The 22,532-nt window shown below is 65.9% G+C and carries 20 protein-coding genes; 4 read left to right on the top strand and 16 right to left on the bottom strand.

Annotated features, from left to right (window positions below; genetic code table 11):
- Nucleotides 1-15: 15 nt before the first annotated feature.
- The 4 genes from ACZ1II_RS08415 to sucC all read right to left on the bottom strand — a co-directional run bounded on the left by ACZ1II_RS08415 (nt 16) and on the right by sucC (nt 4,180).
- The gene (locus ACZ1II_RS08415; protein WP_465146016.1) at nt 16-855 is read right to left on the bottom strand and encodes a hypothetical protein; all 840 of its coding nucleotides are present in this window, start codon (nt 853-855) and stop codon (nt 16-18) included.
- Between the two features lie 125 nt (nt 856-980).
- Entirely contained in the window at nt 981-1,910 is a 930-nt protein-coding gene (locus ACZ1II_RS08410) for an electron transfer flavoprotein subunit alpha/FixB family protein (protein ID WP_465146015.1), read from the bottom strand.
- On the bottom strand, nt 1,910-2,656 hold the full coding sequence (locus tag ACZ1II_RS08405) for an electron transfer flavoprotein subunit beta/FixA family protein (protein WP_465136703.1): 747 nt from the start codon (nt 2,654-2,656) through the stop codon (nt 1,910-1,912). Before ACZ1II_RS08405 ends, ACZ1II_RS08410 begins: the two co-directional genes overlap by 1 nt.
- Nucleotides 2,657-2,977: 321 nt before the next feature.
- Entirely contained in the window at nt 2,978-4,180 is a 1,203-nt protein-coding gene (gene sucC / locus ACZ1II_RS08400; protein WP_465146014.1) for an ADP-forming succinate--CoA ligase subunit beta, read from the bottom strand.
- A gap of 164 nt (nt 4,181-4,344) precedes the next feature.
- On the opposite strand from sucC, the gene ACZ1II_RS08395 reads away from it, so the two are divergent.
- Nucleotides 4,345-5,139 (top strand): 3'(2'),5'-bisphosphate nucleotidase CysQ, encoded by a 795-nt coding sequence (locus ACZ1II_RS08395; protein WP_465146013.1) that lies wholly within the window; start codon nt 4,345-4,347, stop codon nt 5,137-5,139.
- 76 nt (nt 5,140-5,215) lie between these two features.
- On the opposite strand, the gene ACZ1II_RS08390 is transcribed toward ACZ1II_RS08395, so the two are convergent.
- The gene (locus ACZ1II_RS08390) at nt 5,216-5,890 is read right to left on the bottom strand and encodes a YiaD family glycine zipper/OmpA-like lipoprotein (protein ID WP_465146012.1); all 675 of its coding nucleotides are present in this window, start codon (nt 5,888-5,890) and stop codon (nt 5,216-5,218) included.
- Between the two features lie 351 nt (nt 5,891-6,241).
- Between ACZ1II_RS08390 and ACZ1II_RS08385 the strand changes: the two genes are divergently transcribed.
- Nucleotides 6,242-7,576, top strand: coding sequence for a hemolysin family protein (locus ACZ1II_RS08385; RefSeq protein ID WP_465147263.1), 1,335 nt, complete (start codon nt 6,242-6,244; stop codon nt 7,574-7,576).
- A gap of 87 nt (nt 7,577-7,663) precedes the next feature.
- On the opposite strand, the gene ACZ1II_RS08380 is transcribed toward ACZ1II_RS08385, so the two are convergent.
- The 7 genes from ACZ1II_RS08380 to ACZ1II_RS08350 all read right to left on the bottom strand — a co-directional run bounded on the left by ACZ1II_RS08380 (nt 7,664) and on the right by ACZ1II_RS08350 (nt 17,573).
- On the bottom strand, nt 7,664-9,181 hold the full coding sequence (locus ACZ1II_RS08380; RefSeq protein ID WP_334184228.1) for a DEAD/DEAH box helicase: 1,518 nt from the start codon (nt 9,179-9,181) through the stop codon (nt 7,664-7,666).
- Between the two features lie 407 nt (nt 9,182-9,588).
- Complete coding sequence (locus ACZ1II_RS08375; RefSeq protein WP_465146011.1) at nt 9,589-11,937, bottom strand: acetamidase/formamidase family protein; 2,349 nt, start codon at nt 11,935-11,937, stop codon at nt 9,589-9,591.
- 124 nt (nt 11,938-12,061) lie between these two features.
- Entirely contained in the window at nt 12,062-13,447 is a 1,386-nt protein-coding gene (locus tag ACZ1II_RS08370) for a zinc-binding metallopeptidase family protein (RefSeq protein WP_465146010.1), read from the bottom strand.
- Nucleotides 13,448-13,476: 29 nt separating this feature from the next.
- A complete protein-coding gene (locus tag ACZ1II_RS08365) occupies nt 13,477-14,715 on the bottom strand; it encodes an MFS transporter (RefSeq protein ID WP_465146009.1) in 1,239 nt (412 codons plus the stop codon).
- Nucleotides 14,716-14,751: 36 nt separating this feature from the next.
- A complete protein-coding gene (locus ACZ1II_RS08360) occupies nt 14,752-15,420 on the bottom strand; it encodes a cysteine hydrolase family protein (RefSeq protein ID WP_465146008.1) in 669 nt (222 codons plus the stop codon).
- Nucleotides 15,420-16,544 (bottom strand): LLM class flavin-dependent oxidoreductase, encoded by a 1,125-nt coding sequence (locus ACZ1II_RS08355; protein ID WP_465146007.1) that lies wholly within the window; start codon nt 16,542-16,544, stop codon nt 15,420-15,422. Before ACZ1II_RS08355 ends, ACZ1II_RS08360 begins: the two co-directional genes overlap by 1 nt.
- Nucleotides 16,545-16,586: 42 nt before the next feature.
- Nucleotides 16,587-17,573, bottom strand: a complete 987-nt coding sequence (locus ACZ1II_RS08350) for a ribokinase (protein WP_465146006.1) — start codon at nt 17,571-17,573, stop codon at nt 16,587-16,589.
- 216 nt (nt 17,574-17,789) lie between these two features.
- On the opposite strand from ACZ1II_RS08350, the gene ACZ1II_RS08345 reads away from it, so the two are divergent.
- Both ACZ1II_RS08345 and ACZ1II_RS08340 read left to right on the top strand, forming a co-directional pair.
- A complete protein-coding gene (locus ACZ1II_RS08345; RefSeq protein ID WP_465146005.1) occupies nt 17,790-18,620 on the top strand; it encodes an oxidoreductase in 831 nt (276 codons plus the stop codon).
- Nucleotides 18,620-19,300 (top strand): cysteine hydrolase family protein, encoded by a 681-nt coding sequence (locus tag ACZ1II_RS08340; protein ID WP_465146004.1) that lies wholly within the window; start codon nt 18,620-18,622, stop codon nt 19,298-19,300. Before ACZ1II_RS08345 ends, ACZ1II_RS08340 begins: the two co-directional genes overlap by 1 nt.
- Nucleotides 19,301-19,302: 2 nt before the next feature.
- Here the strand turns inward: ACZ1II_RS08340 and ACZ1II_RS08335 are convergent, their stop codons facing one another.
- The 4 genes from ACZ1II_RS08335 to ACZ1II_RS08320 form a co-directional block, all read right to left on the bottom strand.
- Nucleotides 19,303-19,926: a hypothetical protein gene (locus tag ACZ1II_RS08335; protein ID WP_465146003.1), complete on the bottom strand. Its 624-nt coding sequence runs from the start codon at nt 19,924-19,926 to the stop codon at nt 19,303-19,305.
- A gap of 116 nt (nt 19,927-20,042) precedes the next feature.
- Complete coding sequence (locus ACZ1II_RS08330; RefSeq protein WP_147216190.1) at nt 20,043-20,558, bottom strand: demethoxyubiquinone hydroxylase family protein; 516 nt, start codon at nt 20,556-20,558, stop codon at nt 20,043-20,045.
- Nucleotides 20,555-21,043: a disulfide bond formation protein B gene (locus ACZ1II_RS08325; protein ID WP_465146002.1), complete on the bottom strand. Its 489-nt coding sequence runs from the start codon at nt 21,041-21,043 to the stop codon at nt 20,555-20,557. Before ACZ1II_RS08325 ends, ACZ1II_RS08330 begins: the two co-directional genes overlap by 4 nt.
- Nucleotides 21,044-21,054: 11 nt before the next feature.
- The gene (locus tag ACZ1II_RS08320) at nt 21,055-22,449 is read right to left on the bottom strand and encodes a S41 family peptidase (protein WP_465146001.1); all 1,395 of its coding nucleotides are present in this window, start codon (nt 22,447-22,449) and stop codon (nt 21,055-21,057) included.
- Nucleotides 22,450-22,532 lie beyond the last annotated feature (83 nt).

Raw genomic sequence — 22,532 nt, 5'->3', positions numbered from 1 at the left:
GGGTTTGGAATTGGGTCAGAACACCCTGTAGACGACCGTAGTGACGAAATAGGAGGGCACAGCAACACCGTTTGCATCGAGAGCCGGTGCGTAACGAGCGTTCTTGAGCATGATCTCGCAAGCGCCTACCTTGAAATCGGGCACCTGATCGGTCGGCCAAGTCCTGCAGTCGACAGGATTGCCTGCCGCATCCACCATCACCCGCATATGGACACGCGCTATTCCCCCCAAGGCGCGGACTGCGGGTGGCGGATCATCGGCGGCGATCAGAGAGTAAACGGCATCCCTATTCAGGGGCTGCACACGGCGGGACAGCGTTGACTGAATTGCCGGGTCCAGGCCCCAGCCTTGCACGACTCCGTCCATACACTTGCGCATCGCTTCCATGGCAGGAGCGATAGAGCCGGTTTCCAGCACCAGATTCTTGTTGGACGCCGTGAGATTGATACGATCTATGCCCGCTTCCAGCGGCGTGTTCGGATAAGGCTGCTCGGTTTCATCGTCGAACGCGCGCCGCTTTTCAGCCATCTCGTTCGAAAAGACGATGACGGCTCCATATGTCTTGAACGTCCCCCTTATCATGGGAGCGAAAGGGAGCGCGGCCCCCGCTCCGTAGCTGATCGACCTCTCCCTGGCATTCTGGAATGCCGAAACCTGCGAACCGGCCAAAGTGATGTCGAATTGATATCCAGGAGCATCAGCCCGCATACGAAGCAGGTAAGGATCTTCGGCGGTTCCGAATGTCCGGACCAGACGGCAGGTATTCTCGGATTGTTCGATGCTCCATGGCGACATCGGCTTGAGCGTCATCTGTTGAATCGCGGCAGCCTCGATCGGTTGCAAGATGGCAACCACGCCCGCCGCTGCTCCCACGACACACCGAACGATCATTCTCTGTACCCCCGAAATGCGCGAAGCAATTACAAGAAACCCCGGCCATCTCTGACCGGGGTTCCCATGATTTTCAACTTCTTAACCGCTCAGAGCTTGCCGGTAAGCTCCGGCACAGCCGTGAACAGGTCCGCGACCAGGCCGACGTCCGCCACCTGGAAGATCGGGGCGTCCTCGTCCTTGTTGATGGCGATGATGGTCTTCGAATCCTTCATGCCCGCAAGGTGCTGGATCGCGCCCGAGATACCGACCGCGATGTAGACTTCCGGAGCGACGATCTTGCCGGTCTGGCCGACCTGATAGTCGTTCGGCACATAACCTGCGTCCACAGCCGCGCGCGAGGCGCCGACGGCGGCGCCGAGCTTGTCGGCGAGCGGGAGGATGGTGGCTTCGAACGTTTCGGCATCCTTCAGCGCGCGGCCACCCGAGACGATCACCTTGGCGCTCGTCAGTTCCGGGCGTTCCGACTTGGCGATTTCGGCGCCCACGAAGCTGGAGAGGCCCGCGTCACCGGCTCCGGCGACGTCTTCGATCGCCGCCGAACCGCCCTCGGCAGCGGCCTTCTCGAAGGCGGTGCCGCGCACGGTGATGACCAGCTTGGCATCGCTCGATTCGACGGTGGCGATGGCGTTGCCGGCGTAGATCGGACGCGTGAAGGTCTTCTCGCCCTCGACCGAGAGGATGTCCGACAGCTGCATCACGTCGAGCAGCGCGGCGACGCGCGGGGCGACGTTCTTGCCGGTGGTCGTGGCAGGCGCCAGGAACGCGTCGTGGTGGCCCATCAGCTCCACGATCAGCGGCGCGACGTTTTCGGCCAGCGCGTGTTCGTAGGCGGCGTTGTCGGCCAGGTGGACCTTGGCGACGCCGGCGATCTTCGCAGCGGCTTCGGCAGCGGCGCGGCAGCCAGACCCTGCGACAAGCAGGTGAACTTCACCCAGCTTGGCGGCAGCGGTAACCGTGTGGAGCGTCGCGTCCTTGACCGACGCGTTGTCGTGTTCGACCCAAACAAGCGTCTTCATCAGGCGACTCCCAGTTCCTTGAGCTTGGCTACCAGCGCATCGACGTCGGCAACCTTGACGCCTGCGACACGCACCGGCGGCTCCGAGACCTTGAGGGTCTTGAGGCGCGGGGCGATGTCGACGCCGTAATCGGCGGCGGTCTTCACATCGAGCTGCTTCTTCTTCGCCTTCATGATGTTCGGCAGCGAAGCGTAGCGCGGTTCGTTGAGGCGCAGGTCGGTGGTGACGATCGCGGGCAGTGCCAGCTTCACGGTCTCCAGACCGCCATCGACTTCACGGGTCACGGCAACGTGATCACCGTCGATCTCGACCTTGCTGGCGAACGTGCCCTGCGGGCGGCCGAGCAGCGCGGCGAGCATCTGGCCGGTCTGGTTCGAGTCGTCGTCGATGGCCTGCTTGCCAAGGATCACGAGGCCGGGATTCTCTTCGGCGACGATCGCCTTGAGGATCTTGGCGACGGCCAGCGGTTCAACCTCGGCGTCGGTCTCGATCAGGATCGCGCGGTCGGCGCCCATGGCGAGTGCGGTGCGCAGCGTGTCCTGCGCCTTGGCCGGGCCGACCGAGACGGCGACGATCTCTTCAGCCTTGCCCGCTTCCTTGATGCGGATGGCTTCTTCGACTGCGATCTCGTCGAACGGGTTCATGCTCATCTTGACGTTGGCCAGGTCAACACCCGTGCCATCCGCCTTCACGCGCGGCTTTACGTTGTAGTCGATCACCCGCTTCACGGGCACGAGGATCTTCATTGGATCGGGTCCTCTTCAGTTTCAGGCGCGGCCTGTTTAGCCGCTCGATTAAATCCACTCAAGGCCCGCCTAATAGGCAATTGACGTATACGTCAAGACCTGCCGGCGGCGAGATGAGCCCGGAGTGGGATCACAGCGCGTGCCATATCGCGAATTCGCGGACATGCGCATCGCTCCGGCAGCAGCTGGGGCCGAGAATTACTATGACGCCGCAAAGGCCCACTTCACCCGTTCTCCAAATGCGAACGGCGGGGGTCCGGAAGACCCCCGCCGTTGCATTATCCGATACGGGATCGCGTGAGACCCAAGAAACGGCGCCTATCAGGCGGCGACGCTCTTGACCTCTGCCACGATCTTCTTGGCGGCATCGCCCAGGTCGTTGGCGGGGACGATCGGCAGGCCGGAATTGGCCAGGATGTCCTTGCCCTGCTGGACGTTGGTGCCTTCGAGGCGAACGACGAGCGGAACCGAGAGGTTCACTTCCTTCGCGGCGGCAACGATGCCGTCAGCGATGACGTCGCACTTCATGATACCGCCGAAGATGTTGACGAGGATGCCCTTCACGTTGGGATCGCGCAGGATGATCTTAAACGCCGCGGTCACCTTTTCCTTGGTGGCGCCGCCGCCAACGTCAAGGAAGTTGGCCGGGAACGAACCGTTCAGCTTGATGATGTCCATCGTCGCCATGGCAAGACCGGCACCGTTGACCATGCAGCCGATGTCGCCATCGAGCTTGATGTAGGCCAGGTCGTACTTCGACGCTTCGACTTCCGCCGGATCTTCTTCGGTTTCGTCGCGCAGGGCCTGCACGTCGGGGTGACGATACAGAGCGTTCGAATCGAAGCTCATCTTGGTGTCGAGGACGAGCAGGTTGCCGTCCTTGGTTTCGACGAGCGGGTTGATTTCGAGCATGTCGCAGTCAAGCGCCACGAAGGCTTCGTAGAGCTGCTTGGCGATCTTCTGCGCCTGCTTGTTGAGTTCGCCGGTCAGCTTGAGGGCGAAAGCAACGGCGCGGCCGTGGTGGGCCTGGAAGCCTGCGGCGGTGTCGATGGTGACGGTGGTGATCTTCTCGGGGGTGTTGTGGGCAACATCCTCGATGTCCATGCCGCCTTCGGTCGACACGATCATGGCGACGCGGCTCGAAGCGCGATCGACGACCATCGACAGGTAGTATTCCTCAGCGATGTCGACGCCGTCGGTCACGTAGAGGCGGTTCACCTGCTTGCCGGCTTCACCGGTCTGCACGGTGACGAGGGTGTTGCCGAGCATTTCCTTGGCGAAAGCTTCGACTTCCTCAACCGACTTGGCGAGGCGCACGCCGCCCTTGGCGTCAGCGGGGAGTTCCTTGAACTTGCCCTTGCCGCGCCCGCCGGCGTGGATCTGGGCCTTCACGACATAGAGCGGTCCGGGGAGCTGCTTGGCGGCGGCAACCGCTTCCTCGACGGTGAGGGCTGCAATGCCGGCAGGGATGCCGACGCCGAACTTCGCAAGCAGTTCCTTCGCCTGGTATTCGTGAATGTTCATCGCTGAAATCGCTTTCTGCTGGAGTGTCCGTGGAAAGGCGTGGGTAGCCCCGAACTTGATCCCGGCCGCATAAGCACATCCCTGCCCGCTTGAAAAGTCCCGTTCCCTGCGCAATGGGATCGCGCGGTCCATCGGATCGCCGGAATAATGAGAACGACTCGCGCATGATCGATCGCGACAGACTGGAACATATCGTCCGCGAGGCCGGACGGATCGCCATGGCCGACTGGCCGGGGGATGGGAACCCCTGTGAACACTGGGAAAAAATCCCCGGCAGCCCGGTGAGCGCCGCCGATATCGCGGTCGACTCCTTCCTCAAGCAGGAACTCTCCAGCCTTCTGCCCTCGGCCGGATGGCTTTCGGAAGAAACTGCGGATTCCCCGGCGCGTCAGGATCACGAACTGGTCTGGCTGGTCGATCCGATCGACGGCACGCGCGATTTCATCGCCGGACGCACCGGCTGGGCCGTCTCGGTCGCGCTGGTCAATACGCGGCGGCCGCTGATCGGCCTGCTCCACGCTCCGGCGCGGGCACGCGAGGCCGGGGGCGAGTTCTGGTACGGCGAGGCGGGCAAGGGAAGCTGGCGCAACGGTCAACCGCTGCGGGCGAGTCTCCGCGAGAATCTGGCAGGTGCGCGGGTTCCGGCGAAGAAACTGGCCCCGGAAGATGCCGATCTTGTGCTGGTGGAGCAGCCGAATTCGATAGCGCTGCGCATGGCGATGGTCGCGACGGACGAGGCGGACCTCCTGGCGACCCTGCGCTGGGGCTACGAATGGGACATCGCCGCCGCCGGGCTGATCGCCCGCGAGGCCGGGGCTGCCGTGACCGACGCTTTCGGCATGCCGCTCAACTACAACAAGCACGACCCGCGCGCTTTCGGCGTGCTGGTAAGTTCGCCTGCGATCCACGATGCGGCGGTCGCGCGTCTGGCGGATCGGGCAGAGCGCTATTCGGCGTGATATAAAAAAAAGGGGCCGGACCCGAAGGCCGACCCCTTTCCCGATCCCGCTTCCCAGCGGAAACACTTTTTTACAATCAGTGCGCGGCGGCAGCCTCGTCCTTTGTGACCGGCGTGATCTTGATTTCGACACGGCGATTCTTGGCGCGGCCTTCGGCGGTGGTGTTGTCCGCCACCGGATAGTTCTTGCCCATGCCCTGCGTCTGGATGCGCGCCGAGGAAACGCCGCGCATGATGAGGTAGCGGGCCACCGAATCGGCGCGACGCTTGGACAAGTCGAGGTTGTAGGCATCCGATCCGGTCGAATCGGTGTGGCCGTAGACGTCGATCAGGCTGTCCGGATACTTGGTCATGCTCTGCGCGACATTGTCGAGCGCGGCTTGGAACGAGGGGCTGATCTCGGTCGAATCGACGGCAAACGTCACGTCCGGCAGGTTCAGCAGGATGCCGTCGCCTTCCTGGGTGACGTCGATGCCCGAACCGGCGGTGTCTTCCTTCAGTTCCTTGATCTGCTTGTCCATCTGGTAGCCGACGACGCCGCCCGCCACGCCGCCGATACCGGCGCCGACGATACGGGCGGTCTTGCCGCCGATCACGCTGCCCAGAAGGTAGCCGAGACCCGCACCGGCGCCGCCGCCGATGGCGGTGCGCGAAACCTTGCGCTCACCGGTGTTCGGATCGGTGACGCAGGCAGAGACCGCGACAAGCGAGAGCGCGGCAAGGGCGGAGGTCATCAGGCGTGATTTCTTCATGGTCTTCCCTCCTGTTCAGAAATACTTCCACGGTGTCTGTGTGGTAGTGGACATGAATAGCAGATGGCTGATCCCGGCGAAACGATTGCTGCCCCCATCTGTTCCCGGAGCGGTCGGTTAGTGGAGTGTTTGGAAAATGCCCTCAGGGGCATTTTCAGAGCGGCACCGGCCCGCGCCCCCACCCTACCACCCGCAGGATACTACCGTTGGGTGGTAGGGTGGGGGCGCGGGCCGGTGCCGCAAAATTCGCCTTCAGCGAATTTTCAAACAGACTCTTACGTCGTTTCTGTCCAAACCGTGTTCGCAGGTTCCCTTCGCACTTGCGGGAAATTCTGCTACCGCCAGGTTACTGTGACACCATTCCCCTGGATCGACCTCTTCATCATCGCCGGCCTGATCCTGATCAACGGCCTGTTCTCCATGTCCGAGCTGGCCATCGTGTCCGCGCGCGCGGCCCGGCTCCGGGTCTCCGCCGAAAAAGGCAGCGGCGGTGCCCGCACCGCGCTGGAGCTGGCGGCCGATCCCGGCAAGTTCCTCAGCACCGTGCAGATCGGCATCACCCTGATCGGCATCATAGCCGGTGCCTATTCGGGCGCCAGCCTCGGCCAGCCGGTGGGTGACCGGCTGGCGGCGCTGGGCGTGCCTGCACGCTTTGCCGGAGAGGCAGGCTTCACGCTGGTCATCATCGCCACCACTTTCGCCAGCCTCGTCGTCGGCGAACTCGTCCCCAAGCAGCTTGCCCTGCGCATGGCCGAGCCGGTGGCGATCGTCATGGCCCGGCCGATGGCCTGGCTGGCGCGGATCATGGCGCCTTTCGTCTGGCTGCTCGACAAGTCCTCGGCGCTGATCCTACGCCTCTTCTCGATTCGCGGCGGCGGGCAGGAACAGCTGACCTCCGAGGAACTGCAGATGATCTTCGCCGAAGCGACCCGCTCCGGCGTGATCGAGGAAGAAGAGCGCGCGATGATGACCGGCGTCATGCGTCTGGCCGAACGGCCGGTGCGCGAACTGATGACGCCGCGCAACCAGATCGACTGGATCGACGTCAGCGCCGACGAGGAAGCCCTGCGCGCCAAGATCGAGTCCTCGCCGCATTCGATGCTGCCTGTCGCCGAGGAAGGTTCGCCCGACAATATCGTCGGCATTCTCAAGGTCCGCGAGGTTCTCGCCGCGCTCGTCGCCGGGCGTCCGGTGGAGATCGCCGCGATGATGAAGAAGGCCGAAGTCATTCCCGACCAGCTCGATGCCATGGACGCCCTGCGCAAGCTTCAGCAGGCGGAAGTGACGATGGCGATGGTCCATGACGAATACGGCCACCTCGAAGGCCTCGTCACCACTTCGGACATGCTGGCGGCGCTGGCCGGTACGTTCGTCGGCCATCAGGACGAGGGCGACGAACCGATGGTGGTGGAGCGCGAGGATGGCTCGCTGCTGGTCTCGGGCGCGATGCCCGCAGACGCGCTGGCCGACCGCCTCGGCATGACTCTACCCGACGACCGCGAATATGCGACCGTCGCAGGCTACATTCTCGCCGCGCTCCGGAAAGTCCCGCGCGAGGGCGAGTACTTCACCGACCGTGGCTGGCGTTTCGAGGTCGTCGACATGGATGGCCTCAAGATCGACAAGATTCTCGTCTCCCGCATTAATGAAGATACCGGAGATGATGGAGTTGCCGGAGAGGCATAAAGGAACGGCCCCCATGCCAGTGGCATGGGGGCCGTTCTGATCGTTGCGCTGTAAAGGCCGGTTCTAAAACCGGCCTTCCTGTTTCAATCAGCCTGCGCGGCGGACGGCGCCCTTGTGGGTGCCGACGGTCTTGCCGCCGCGCGGGCGGAAGCGACGCTTGCGCTCGCCCTCTTCACCGCCGTGCTCGCGGCGATCGCCACGCGGCGCATCGCTGCGCGGACGGTCGTCCCGGCGACGCTCGTCACCACGACCTTCGCCCGAACGCTCGCCCTGAGGACGATCACGACGATCGCCGCGCGGCTGCTGGCTGCGGTTGCCGCCGCCACGACCGTCGCGGCGGCCTTCGCCCTGACGCTGGCCGTCGCGCGAACGACCGTTGCCCTGCGGTGCAGCCGGAGCCTGACGCGAAGGCGCAGGCAGGCGCGCGGCCTGCTTCTGGAAGTCTTCCGGCAGACCGAGCGTGGCCAGCTTCACGCGGGTCAGCTTCTCGATGTCGCGGATGTAGGGCTTCTCGTCCGGCGCGACGTAGCTGATCGCCACGCCGTCAGCGCCCGCACGCGCGGTGCGGCCGATGCGGTGGACGTACTGTTCAGCCACGTTCGGGATTTCGAAGTTGTAGACGTGGCTGACGCCCGAAACGTCGATGCCGCGCGCGGCGATGTCGGTGGCGACGAGAATGCGGATCGTGCCCTGGCGGAAGCCGCCGAGCGCGGCGGTGCGCTGGGCCTGACTCTTGTTGCCGTGAATCGCGGCAGCCGGGATACCGGCGGCGACGAGGTGGCGAACCACGCGGTCGGCACCGTGCTTGGTGCGAGTGAAGACGAGCGCGCGGTCGATGGCGCCGTGCTCGGCCTTCTCGGCAGCGTCTTCGGCCAGACCGTCACGCAGGCTCAGCGTGAGCAGCGCCTGCTTCTCGGCCTGGTTGATGAAGGTGGCGTACTGTTCGACGCGCTCGGCAGTGGTCGACTGCGGAGCGACTTCGACCTTCACCGGGTTGTTGATGAACTGCTTGCCCAGTTCGGCGATCGCCTGCGGCATGGTCGCCGAGAAGAACAGGCTCTGGCGCTGCTTGGGCAGGAGCGCGGCGACGCGCTTCAGCGGGACGATGAAGCCGAGGTCCATCATCTGGTCGGCTTCGTCGAGCACGAAGATCTCGACGTGGCGCAGAGTCAGCGCGCGGCTGTCGATCAAGTCGAGCAGGCGGCCGGGGGTGGCCACGAGGATGTCGGTGCCGCGCTCCAGCGCGCGGGCCTGCTTGCCGGCGGGCACGCCGCCGAAGATGCACTGGACCGAGAGGTTCAGGAACTTGGCATAGCCGCGCATGTTCTCAGCGATCTGGGCCGCGAGTTCGCGGGTCGGCGAGAGCACGAGCATGCGGCAACCGGCGTTCTGGCGCGGCTTGGGATCGCTGGCAAGGCGGTGCAGCGAAGGCAGCGAGAACGCGGCGGTCTTGCCGGTGCCGGTCTGCGCGATGCCGAGAATGTCACGGCCCTCAAGCAGCGCCGGAATCGACTGACGCTGAATCGGCGAGGGATCGGTGTAGCCCTTGGCCGCGAGCGCACGGAGAATCGGCTCGGCCAGACCAAGTTCGGAGAAATAGGACATGTGTCACTTTCACAAGGTGCGGGGCACGCGGAAGGTTCTTGGCCCGCGCACACAGCAAGGTGTCGTTACGGGCGACCCTGCGTGAAGAAGGAAGCTGGTTCAAAAGGACAACCGCTCATCCGGGCCGGTCCGCATCGGGACCTCACGCTGCTCACGGATTGCGGCAGGGAAGAACCCTACGCGCCGGTTGTCAGGAGGCATTTAGTGTGCACTGCGGAAAAACGCAAGATAATTGCGTGTGGAGTCCTTGTCCGACCTGACGGTCGGGCAAAAACGGGCGTACGCCCGTTTTTGTGCGGCACCAGCCCACGCCCCCACCCGACCTCCCACAACAGTGTATCCTGGATGGGAGGTCGGGTGGGGGCATGGGCCGGTGCCGCAAAATCCGCCTGCAGCGGATTTTCAGATTAGCTCGTGAACAGCGCCTTCCTGATGACCGCGTGAACGCCGTAATTGCCGTTGACGATCTGCGAGACGCCGAAGTCCACGCCTACCGAAAGCAACGAGATCGCCTCGTCCTCGGTGAGTTGCTTGGCGGTCATCAGGAAGCGGCGAGCCTTGCGGAAGGCATCGCGCATGGCGGCATCGATCGAGGACTGCTTGTAGACCTCGCTCTGCGCATCCTCGCCCAGTTCCTTGAGATAATCCGGGTGGCTGAAGCCCATGACGACCCATTCGGTCTCGGTCTCGATCAGCGGATAGTCGACATCGCGAAGCTGCTCCATCAGCCCCGCCGCCTTGTGGTGGACCACCTGGACCAGCCCGGTCATCGAGCATTCGATGGCGGTGCCGCACAGCTCGCTGTCGCCCTGCGAGGCATGGGGATCGCCCAGCGAGAGCAGCGCGCCGGGAACCTGCACCGGCAGGAACACCCGCGCGCCCGGCCCGGTCCGCCAGTTGTCGAGATTGCCGCCGAAGCTGGCGGGCGGCACCGAATCGACGAGGCCGTTGTAAGCCGGCGCGACCGCGATCACCCCGAAGTGCGGCCGGATCGGAATCTCGACATTGCGCAGGATATCGTAATTGCGCTCGATGGTCTCGGGATCGACCGGCACGCCGGGATAGTCGTAGCGCGCATGGGTCACGCCCGAGGGATCGACCTGCGGCGTCCAGCGATAGGAATAGACCGCATGCGCCGTGGGCAGGCGCCCGCCCGCCGCCTCCACCTCGTAGATCGTCACCACCTCGCGCTGCTTCGGCTCGGTGAGGAGGTCGTTATAGTGGAAGCCCCAGTAAGTCGCCGCATTCGAGCCGAAGCACTTGCCCGCAAAGCGCGGATTGCCGCTGGGCCGGGGCTTGAGATCGAGAATTCGGACCTCCACGAGGTCGCCCGGCATCGCACCTTCGATGTGGATCGGGCCAGTGCAGATGTGGACGCCGAAGCCCTCGCCCGGACCCCGCCCCAGCGCGCTGGCATCCATCGGCCCCGCCCCGCGCCGGTCCACCGCCTTGCCGGTCTCGTCCCAGCGATAGACGCTCTCCACGCCGGGATCGCCCTCGACCATGCGCTCGTGGTCGTCGTTGGCATGGTGAGTCAGCGCCTCGATCGTCACGAAGTCGCCCGAACGGACATGGAGCGCGGGCTTCAGGTCCTTGCTGAGATAGCCCCAGTGGATCGTCTCCGGGGTGGCGGGAAGATGGTGATGGCGCGAAATGCCGGTATCGCCGAGCACCGCCGGTCCCATCGGCTGGTCGGACCGTTCCGCCACCTCTTCGGCATCGGCTGCCAGTTCCGGCTTGTTCTCCGCCTCAACCGTTTCGGGCTTCCCGCGGTCCTTGCGCGCGGGGCGGCCCCGGCGCAGCAGTTCGACAGCTTCCTGCTCCTGCGGCGGCGCCTTGCGGTATTCGCGGGGGGATATGCCGTATTGCTCGCGGAAGGCCCGGCTGAACGAGGCGCTGTCGTTGAAGCCCCATTCGAACAGGATGTCGGAGATCGACTTCTGGACATGGAGCGGACTGCGGAGGTCCAGTCGGCAGCGTTCGAGCCTGCGCACTTTCACATAGTGCCCGAAGCTGTCGTTGATCGATTCGAACAGCTTCTGGAGATAGCGCGGCGAGATGCCGTGCTCGGCCGCGACCTGCTGGTAGCTGAGGTCCGGGTCAGAAAGGCGAATCTCGATGGTCTGGAAAATGCGCTCCAGCAGCGCCGCGCGCATGCCCGCCGCGCCGCCCATGGCCTTGGCGGGGGCATTGTCGAGCAGGCTGGTGACGAGAAATTCGGGAAAGGCCAGTTCCACCGGGCGCGCCTGGTCGGTGGTGATGTCCGAGATCGTGTCCGCCAGCGAGCGCAGCATGCCCGAGAATACCCGCGCCGCACCGCTGTCGGTGGCGATCTTGCGCGGCGGGCCGCTGATCGGAGTCTTGAGGCGGGCGCTGAGTTCGCTGTGCGGCACCTGGACGATCAGGCTGCGGTTGTCGCCGGTGAAGGCAAGGTGGACCGGGGTATCGCCGCGCCCGCAGATCATCTCGCCATCGGCAAGGCGCAGCTCCTGCCCGGCATCGCGCACCGTGGCGCTGCCATCGAGCACCATGGCCAGCCAGTAAGTGGCGGGCTGGTCACGGAAATCGATGGTCCAGGACTGCGGCGTGCCGGTGACGCGGATGAAGTCGATCCCGGTGCTGGCGCGGAACTGGATGAGTTCGCCATAGAGCGCGGCGTCGTCCGCCTCGTCGAGCGTCAGCGACAGCCGCTTGAGCGCAAAACGCCAGGCGTCGCGCCGCTGTTCCTTGGGATAGACGTTCGTCGTTATACGCAAGCGAGAACCACCTAGAGACGGGCGGCACCCTTCCCGGACGGGCGACCAATTGTTCTGACCTTGGCGACCTTTATGGCGAAGGTCTATCGGCCGGACCGGCGCCGGGCAAGGGTGCGCAAAAGACCTATTCGAAAGGCGTCTCGTTACCGTACACGCTGGTCCCGGTCTCCACCGTGGGCGCCGCGCCCCGGCCGCAGACGGCGAGCATGGTGAGCGCATAGACCAGCGCGCTGGAGGCCATGTCCGCGCCCGTCGGGCGCCAGCGCGGCATGCCGGTGGTCACGGCGGGCACGCGGTGCATGTTGAACACGTTGTGGTCGCGCCACATGCTGGAATAGACCGGGTGGGCAGGCTCCACCGCCGCGCCGCGCGCCAGCCGGGTGGCGGCATCGACGGCGCCGACCAGCGGCGCCACTTCGGAAGGCCGCGCCTCGAAGCCGTGGCGCACGACCATCGGCTCCACGTCGAAGGCCTCCACGTCGACGCCGCGCATGGCCTCCATGATGCCGTGATAGGCATCGGCGGCCTTCTGGCGCGGGTTCAGCGAGACGTCGATGTAGAGCGCGCAGACCTCGGTGCCCGCGCCGAAATCTATCGGCATGCCGCCGCGCACCGATGCGATCTGGACCTTGGGATGGATCGCTCCGCTGGCAGTCTCCATGATGGACTCGCGCTCGAACTTCAGGCCCCAGGCGTGGAGTGCGTCGATCACCGGCCCGAGCCGGTAGATCGGATTGGGATGACGGCGCGGATCGGTGGGCGCGTCGAGGATCGGCGAGAACACCCCCTGCCCGAAGATCCGCACCCGGTAGAGCGCATAGCCGCAGCCCTGCCAGGTCAGGCCGAAGTCAGTGCCCTCGGCGGCGATCGCATAGTCGGGCGCGACGCCGCCGTGGTGGAACAGGTAATGCGCGCCGATATCCTTGCCGTTCCAGCCGATGCCGGCAAATTCCTCGATCGGTTCGGGGCCGATCTCACCGGGACAGGCGGTGAGCCAGGTCTTGCCGGCAAGGCCGATGCCTGCCTTGCGCAGCGCCTTGGCGGCAATCAGGAAACAGGACATCGGCCCGCGATCGTTGCTGACCGGATAGCCGCGCAGGCGCCCCTCCTCGTCCAGCCAGCACCGGGTCCATTCGGGATCGGCCAGGGTGGAATCGCGGTAGCGGAACTTGTCGTGCTCCGGCATTCCGCTCGGAGATTCGGTGTCGAGGTGCGCGGTGAACAGCAGGTTCGCGCCGCGCCCACCTCCGCCATATTCGCCGATCACATTGGGCCGTTCGGGTGTGGCGCCGACCTTGCGCGGCTTGAAGCCCTCCTTCGCCATCCAGTCATGGACGAACTCCGCCGCCGCCAGTTCCTCACGAGAGCGGCTGGGAATGTTGCCCAGAGTCAGCGCCAGTTCGACCAGTTCGTCGGTGTCGATGGCCGCGGCGATGGCCTCGCGCTCTTCCTCGCTGACGGCATAGGGCGCCTTCGCGGGATCGGCGAAAGCAGGGACAGGATCGGGCATGTCGGCCAAAGTCTCAGGCTCCGTTGGAATCAGTGGCCGACCGCGAAGAGCGCTTCGCTCTCGGTCTCGCGGCCGTAACGCGGCAGCAGCGTGAGCAGCAGCGCGCCTGCCACCAGCGCCGCGCCGACGCCGACCAGCGCCGGGCGATAGGAATGGCGCGCATCGAACACGAGGTCGAGCAGGATCGGCGTCGTCCCCTGCGCGGCGATCACGGCGGAATACATCGCGCCGATCACCGAGCCGAAATGCTTCGTGCCGAAATAGCGGGCGATGAAATAGGGCAGCGCCCCGAACTGGCCGCCCAGCCCCACGCCCAGCAAGGCGCCGCCGAGGATCAGCAGTGGCATCCCCTGCGCGGTTTCCAGCAGGACCAGCCCCAGAACCGCCATGAGGTACATCGGCACTGCCACGCGCGGGGTTGGAATCTTGTCCATGATGCGCCCGGTGGCGATCTGCCAGCCCGACGTGACGAGCGCGAAGACGCTGACCACCGCCGTGCCCGTCGCCACCGAGAAGCCCCGGTCGGAGAGAATCGGCACGACATGGCTGAACACCGCCGTGGTGCCGCCTGCCCCTGCCGCCAGCGCGATCAGGATCAGCCAGAACATCGGCGTTTGCGCCGCCTCGCCCAGAGTCATGCCTTCGCGCGCGGTCCCGGCATCGGTGCCGCCCGCGCTGGCGCGGTCGCGCAGCAGCACGAAGAGCAGCGGCAGCGCGACCACCAGCATGAAACCGGCAATGCCGAGATAGCCCGCGCGCCAGCCCCAGGTCTGCACCAGCACGGCGGCGAGCACCGGCAATACCACCGAGCCGATTCCGCAGCCACCGCCCGCGCTGATGCCAAGTGCGGTCCCGCGATTCTCATCGAACCAGTCGGCGATCACTTTCTGGAAGATCGGCGTTCCCGCCATCGCCCCGAACACCGCGAGCACGGTGAAAGTCGCATAGAACTGCACGAGGCTGCCGCTCGTCAGCGCCAGCGCGGCGATCGAGAGCGCGAGGCCGAAAGTGCCGACCAGCAGCGTCGTGCGCGCGCCCGCCTTGTCGATATGGCGCCCGATCAGCGGATAAGTCACCGCGCCGACCAGCGCGAGAATGCCCAGCACGCCCGACACGCTCGCCCGGCTCCAGCCGAAGGCCTCGGTCAGCGGCACCAGGAACAGCCCGAAGACGGCATGGACGGCGGGCGTCACGCTCACCGAATTGCCGAGCGTGCAGGCGAACAGCACGCCGCCCTTCGATCCGCGCGGAGACAGGTTCACGGACATCGACGGCAACTCCTTACTGGATTCAGGTCGTTCAGTTCAGGCGTCTGCGCTCTCGCCCCAGGCCTGTTCGACAGCCTGGGTGGTGGTCAGCAGCACGCAGTTCTTTTCCATCGCCGAGAGCGAGCTTTCGTGAAGCCCGGGTTCGTAGGCGGCGCTGGCATCGGAGACGAGGAACACGTCGTAATCGTGATGGAAGGCCGAGCGCGCGGTCTGGTCCACGCAGCAATCGGTCGAGAGGCCGCAGATCACCAGCGTCTCGATTCCCCGCTCCCGCAGCCGGGCATCGAAATCGGTGCCGTGGAAGCTGTCGTAGAGCAGCTTGGCGATCTCGATATCGCCGTCCTCCGGCAAAATGCGGTAGTAATCCGCCCCGCCGCCCTCGATGCGGCAGATCGCCTCGCCGCCCGGCTGGCCGCGCCGCGCCATCAGCGTTTTCAGCGCGCGCGAATCCGTTTCGGGGCTGGTGACGACGCGCATCAGCGCAACCGTGGCCCCGGCGCCGCGCGCCGCCGCCACCAGCTTCTCGCAGTTGTCGATCGCCACCTCGGCAGGCGAGAGATCGACGCCGTAGAGGCCCAGCAACCCGTGCGGTGCGGCGAAATCGACCTGGATATCGACGACGACCAGTGCCGTCGTCGCCGGATCGATCATCGCCGCCAGCCCTGCCGGATCGACGTGGGGAAGGTCCTCGGTGCGCAGCGGCATCAGTGCGCCACCGACGCCGCGATCCTGCCGGGGAACCGCTCGCGCAGGACCGGCAGGATTTCCGCGCCGAACACCGGCAGGCCCTTCAGGTAGTCGTCGAAGATCAGCATCAGCCCGTCGGTGCCCGAAGCCTCCAGCAGTTCGCCGAGCTGCTCGGTCACGCTCGTCGCGCTGCCGACGATCTGCGCCGACATGAACGAGCTGCGCGCCTTGCGGGTAAAGTCGTTCTCCTTGCCGATCTCGGCATCAAGGAAGCCGTAGGCGCGCATCATGCCTGCCAGCGCCCCTTCGTCGAGACCCGCCGCGTAGAGCTCCGCGCGGCTTTTCGCCGCCGCGTCGCTCTCGTCGATCACCAGCGTCATCATCGAGTAAGTGCGGATATTGCGGCCATATTCGGCGGCGATGGACTTGGCGCGGTCGCTGTTCTTCGCAAGTTCCGCGCCCGTGCCGCCGGAGAGGAAGATCGCGTCCATCTCTTCCGACGTCAGCCGCATGCCGATCTCGGAAGACCCGGCGCAGACGAGGAACGGGCGCTGCTCCGGCTTGGGCCAGGATTCGCAGTCTTCGAGGGTGAAGTAGTCCCCCTTCAGGGTGACAGAATCCTCGCTCCACAGCGCCTTCACCGCGCGGACCCATTCGTAGGCGAGGTCGTAGCGCTGGTCGTGATTCACGTCCTCGGGCCAGGCGCCCATCTGCGCGAACTCGCCCTTGTAGGAGCCGGTGACGACGTTGAGACCGGCGCGGCCTCCGCTCACCTGCTGGAGCGTCGCCATCATCTTGGCCGCCACCGCCGGATTTTGGAGCAGGGTGTGCAAGGTGGTGACGATGCGGGTCTTCTGCGTCACTTCGCTGAGCGCCGCCATCAGCACGATCGGATCGAGCGAGGAATCCCAGTGCTTGGTATCGCCGCCGTAGCCGCGGAACTTCGACATCGACATGATGAAGTCCAGCCCCGCCGCTTCCGCCAGCACCGCGCACTGGCGGTTGTAGGCATAGGAACCGTCCAGCTCGGGCTTGTTGCGCGACAGAATCCAGCCGCCGTTGGCCACCGGCAGGAACAGGCCGAGATCCTTGCCGCCATTGTCCGAGGGCAGTCCGAAGGGCGTCATGGGAAACTGGTTCATCGTATCCTCTTGTGGCCGGACTTTTGCGGCATTGCTTGGAAATCAGCTTAGGGAAGCGGCCGAGGGCTTCTTGATCGGCAGCGCATGTTCTGTTGCCAGCCTTTCTGAAGAGGGCCTTTCCGCCGAGGGGCGGCCGACGAGGTCCTCCACCGCCTCGCGCGTCGGCATGGCGGGCGCGGCCCCCTGCCCCAGCGTGCAGAGCGCGGCGGCGGCGGTGGCATAGGGCAAGGCTTCCTCCAGGCAGCGCCCTTCGTCGAGCAAGGCCGCCAGCGCGCCGCAGAAGCAGTCTCCGGCACCGATGGTATCGACCGGGATCACCGGCAGCGAGGGCACATGAAGGTGCCGGTCGGCCCATACCGCCAGCGCGCCCGCCGCGCCGAGCGTGACGATGGCCGCCTGCCCCTCGCGGCACAGGAGGCCCCGCGCGGCTGCGGCAATGGCGGCCATGTCGTCGTTCCCCTGCACCGCATCGAGGCCGAGGAAGGCCGCCATCTCGTGCTGGTTCACGATCAGCAGGTCGACATGCTCGAACAGCGCCTTGCCCTCGATCACCGCCGGAGCGCCGTTGAGGATGCGGATCGCCTTCGACTTCGCGAAGACCGGCAGCAGCGCCGCAACCGGCACTTCGAGCTGGGCCAGCAGCACCCCCTCGCCGACCGGCCGGGCATCGCGCAGGCGGGCATTGGCGCCGGGCACGACGATGATCTGGTTCTCGCCCTGCGAATCCACCGCGATATAGGCGGTGCCCGTATCGACGCCGGGCAGCGTGGCGACACCGCCGACATCGATCCCGTCGGCCTTGAGCCGCGAGAGCATCCAGCTTCCCGCATCGCCTTCTCCCACCGCACCGACCATATGGGTCTCGGCCCCCATGCGCGCCGCCGCGACCGCCTGATTCGCGCCCTTGCCGCCGGGCAGCCGGGCCGTGGCCGAAGCCAGTACCGTTTCGCCCGGCCGGGGGAGATGCTCCAGCGAAGTGATGATATCGAGATTTATCGAGCCAACGATGTGAACTGCCAAAGCCGTCACCCTAATCTGGCGCCAACTGGTTTCGCGCCCTTCTGTTTTTCAGGGGCTGCATGGCACTCCCGGACAGGTCAAGCACGACCCGCCCGCGTGCGCGCTGCCGCAACAATTGCGGTTGCCAGCGCAAAGAGCGCCCCTCGGCCCTCCCCCTAGTCTGGAGCTTGACCGGAACCGCACCGGCCCCGGAAATCATACGCCCAATCCGAAGGGATAAGAAGCATGACGAATTGGCTCATCACCGGCATCGGCGGCGGCCTGGGCCGCGCCGTGGCACAGGCGGCGCTGGCGCGCGGAGACACCGTGGTAGGCACCACCCGCAGCGCCGGAGACGCCGCCTTTACGGCGCTCGCACCGGGCCGCGCCCATGTCCTGACCGTGGACCTTACCGACGAGGCATCGGTTCAGGCCGCCGTCGCCGCAGCCGAGGACCTGACCGGCGGGATCGACCGCCTGCTCAACAATGCCGGTTACGGGCTGGTCGGCGCCGTCGAGGAAGTCTCCATCGACGAAGCGAAGGCGCTGTTCGATATCAACCTGTTCGGCGCGGTCAGGATGATTCAGGCCGTGCTCCCCGCCATGCGCGCAAGGCGCAGCGGGCATATCGTCAACGTGACTTCGGTTTCGGGCCACGCACCATGGTCGGGCACCGGCATCTACGGCGCGACCAAGTATGCGCTCGAATGCGTGGGGCAGACCCTGGCGCAGGAAGTCGCCCCGATGGGCATCCGCGTGACCAATGTGGCCCCCGGCGGCTTCCGCACCGGCTTTGCCGCCTCGGGCCTCAAGGTCGCCGCAAGGGATATCGCGGACTACGAGGACGGCGCCCATTTCGCCCGCCGCAGCCTGACCGAGGGCGCCGGTGCCGAAAAGGGCGATCCGGCGCGCGGCGCCGAAGCAATCCTCGCCGCGCTCGATTCCGCCGAGCCGCCGCTGCACCTGTTCCTCGGCGAGGACGCGCTGCACTATGCCCGCGACCAGATCGCCTTCGTAGGCAAGCAGATGGACGAATGGGAGGCGCTGTCGCTTTCCACCGCGTTCGAACCGGCCTGATGCATCCGCTGCGCCTCCCCGATTGGGCCGTTGCCAGGGGGCGCGGCTACAACGGCTTCGATAGGATCGATCCGGCACGCAGCGCCCTCGTCGTGATCGACATGCAAACCGTTTTCGTGGCCGAGGACGAGATCTTCGGCAACGAGAACGCCCGCGCCGCGATTGCGCCGATCAACCGCCTCGCCGCAGCCATGCGCGCTGCGGGCGGCCGGGTGATCTGGACACGCCAGACGGTGAGCGACGAACCGCATCTGGCCATGCCTCCCTGGCAATACGACATGTCGAACCCTGCCGTCGCCCGCGCGGTCGCAAGCATGCGTGCAGGCACGGCCTCGCACGCGCTCCATCCGCAGATGGCCTGCGAGCATGGCGATCCGGTTCTCGACAAGTATCGCTACGGTGCCATGTCCTGCCCCGCCGGTGCGCTGGAAAGGCTGCTGCGGGCGGAAGGCACGGAATGGCTCGTACTGGTCGGCACGCTCACCAATGTCTGCGTCGAATCGACCGCGCGCGAGGCCAACATGCGCGGCTGGAAGGTGATCGTGGTCGCCGATGCCTGCGCCGCGGTGACCGACGCCGAACAGGACGCCGCGCTGCTCAACCTTCGGCTGAACTTCGCGGACGTGAAGACGGTCGCAGAGGTTCTCGCCCTGCTGGGCGAGATGCCTGCCGCCGACTGAGCTTACTTCTTCGACTTGGTCTGGGCCTGGGGCTGCGGAAGGGCCGCGTCGGTGGCATCGGCCTTGGCGTCGGCCTCTGCCTGCTGGCGCTTCTGCTGCTCGAAATAGGCCTTCTCGGCTTCCTCGACGCGCTTCTGCTGCTCGGCGGCATCGGCATCGATGGTGGAGAGGCGCTTCTCGCGCTCGGCCTGGATCAGTTCGCTGAAGCGGACCTCGGAGCCGTTCTTGCGCTCGGCCGCGGCGCGCTGGATCAGCTTCTGGGTGCAGCCCGAAGCCCCGCCCGCACCGACCGGCGAGCAGCTCATGTTGCCGAAGGCTCCCACGGTCTCATAGGCCTGCACCTTGTTGGTCCAGGCTTCCGACTGCGGACGGTCGATGCCGCGCAGCGGTTCGGGAATGCGGAACCGCTCCGATTCCGCCTTGCGCGCGCAGACTGTGATCTCGCCGCCGCTGGATGCCGGGCAGGGATCGTCGCCATAGACGATGAGCTGGTTCACCTTGTCCCCGTCTCCGAGATCGTCCGCGACAGAAGACGCCTGGGGAGCTTGGGCAGAAGCGGGCAGCGCGCCCATGGTCAGCCCCATCCCGAAAGCGAGAACGGCGGCAATGGTCAGGGGGCGCGTCATGGGATTGCTCCAGCTTGGTCGTGGTCTTGGCAGGACCGATATAGGGTCTCGCCGCTCCGAACAGTATCTCAAGGTATCATGCCGCCCTTCTTGGGCGACAATATAACGTCCGGATTTCAGATTCTTTCCGAGAGCTTGATCGCCACCCGGCAGCCGAGCCGGATCGCGTTGAACAGCAGCGGATAGGCCGGCGCCTTTTCCGCGCCCGCCGCCAGCGCCGCATCGCGGTGCTCGCGCTCCTCGTCGCGGAACTTGCGGATCACCGCGCCGAGTTCCGGGTCCTCGTCGCCGAGGTCCTCGATCTGCTCGGTGTAGTGGCGGTCGATCTCGGTCTCGATCGCAGCAGTGCAGGCCATGGCCGCTTCCGGCCCGATCAGCGCCGTCGCCGCGCCCAGCGCATAGCCCGCTGCCGACCATACCGGCTGGAGCAGCGTCGGCCGCACCCCGCGCTCGGCGATCATGGCGTCGAAGCGGGCCTGGTGCTCGGCCTCCTGCTCGGCCATCCCGGCGATCTCGGTCGAATGCGGCGCGCGCGCGCCCATCACCGCCAACTGGCCTGCGTAGATTCGCGTGGCGCCGAATTCCCCGGCCTGATCGACCCGAATCATCCGCGCGGCCTTCGATGACGTCATGACGGAACCTTGCGGCTGCGGGCGACCAGACCGAACACGGCAAGGCCACCCAGAGTGGAGATCAGGAAGTTGAAGCCCGCCAGCGAAATGCCGCCGAGCGTCCAGGGGGCGACGTCGCAGCGGATCACCGGCGCGTTCAGGATCGCGTCCATCGGATCGACGCCCGCCGCGAAGGGCGTGGAGGTGCAGGCGGTCATGCCCTGCCACCAGCCGTACTCGACCCCGGCGTGATAGCCGCCGATCAGGCCCGAGGTGAGGATAGCGAGCGCGGCCACCGCAACCAGCGGGCGCACCGGCCGCCAGAAGAAGGCCAGCGCCGCAAAGACGATCGCGAACATGTGCGGATAGCGCTGCCACCAGCACATCTCGCAAGGGTGCAGCCCGAAGACATACTGGCTGACATAGGCCCCGCCAAGCAGGACCACGGGAACGGCGAGCGCCAGCACTCGGGCGGCGCGCACGGAAGCGGCTACGGCAACGGTCATCGCGGGCGGCCTCAGTCCTTCTGCGCGGTCTTGGGGGCTGCGGGCACCGTCGCGGGCGGCGCGGTGTAGCGGGCCAGCGCCGGCTTGCCGACGGTGCGGCGCAGCGTATCGACCGCGTAAGTCAGCTGGAAGTCGGTGATGCCCTGCTTCTTGAGGTCCTCCGCCGAGGCCTTGAAACGCGGATCGTCCGCCTTGTCGGTCTCCAGTTCCTTGTCGTCCAGCGAGGCCTCGTTGATGAGGTGGCCGCGAAGATCGGATTCGCGCACGGCGCGCTCGGCCCGCGCACGGGCATCCGGGTCGGAAAGCTGCGGAACCTTGATGTCCGGCAGGATGCCGCCTTCCTGCACCGAGTGGCCGGAGGGCGTGAAGTAGCGCGCGGTGGTCAGCTTCACGGCGCTGTTCTTGTCGAGCTGGATGAACGACTGCACCGAACCCTTGCCGAACGTCCGCTCGCCCATGACGACCGCGCGGTGCTGGTCCTGTAGCGCCCCGGCGACGATCTCCGAGGCCGAGGCCGAACCGGCATCGACCAGCACGACGATCGGCATGCCCTTCACGACATCGCCCTTGAACATCGATTCGGCGCGGTAATACTGGTTCTCGCTGGCGATCCGGCCGCGCTGCGACACGATCACGCCCTTGTCGAGGAACAGGTCCGAAAGCGCCACCGCCTCGTCCAGCGAACCGCCGGGGTTGGAGCGCAAGTCCAGCACCAGACCGTCGAGCTTGGTGCCCTTGGTCGCGGCCTGCTTCTTGAGGTCGGCAATGCCCTTGTTCACGAAGTTGCCGACATCACGAGAGAACTCGTTCACCGAGATCACGCCCACGTCGTCCTTCAGTTCCCAGGTCACCGGCTCCAGCTCGATCACGCCGCGCGTCACGGTGACGTCGAAGGGCTTGTCGCGGCCGGGGCGATAGATCGTCAGGCGGATCGAGGTGCCCGCTTGCCCACGCATCTTCGACACCGCCTCATCGAGGTCGCGCTCGTAATAGAGCACGCCGTCAAGGTGGGTGATGTAGTCGCCCGCCTTGAGTCCGGCCTTTTCCGCCGGACTGCCCTTGAACGGCGAGACGATCTTCACCGCCCCGTCATCCTCGACCACCGAGAGGCCGAGGCCGGTGTAGTTGCCGTCGATCATCGTCTCCAGCCGCTGGAGCGAAGGGCCGTCCAGATAGTTGGAGTGGGGATCGAGACTGGCCAGCATGCCGTCGATCGCGCCCTTGATGAGCTTGTCGTCGTCGACCTGGTCGACGTAGTTGGCCTTGACCAGTTCGTAGATCGTGAAAAGCTTGCTGAATTCGGGATTCACGCGGCTGTCCACCGCGGCAAGACCGGACGTCGCCGCGGGAAGGACGGCAACGGCCGACACCAGCAGGGCAGCGCGCATCAGGGGGGCGAATTTCATCGGGCTTAAGGGCCTTTTTCGTAAGTCGCTCCGGCCGGAGACCGGGAGAATTCCTGACTGTAATCCTACAGGACGGCCTGCAC

The organism is Novosphingobium sp. BL-S-20, from assembly GCF_055521635.1.
The sequence above is the reverse complement of the archived record's forward strand: the minus strand, read 5'-3'. Positions and strand labels throughout refer to the sequence as shown.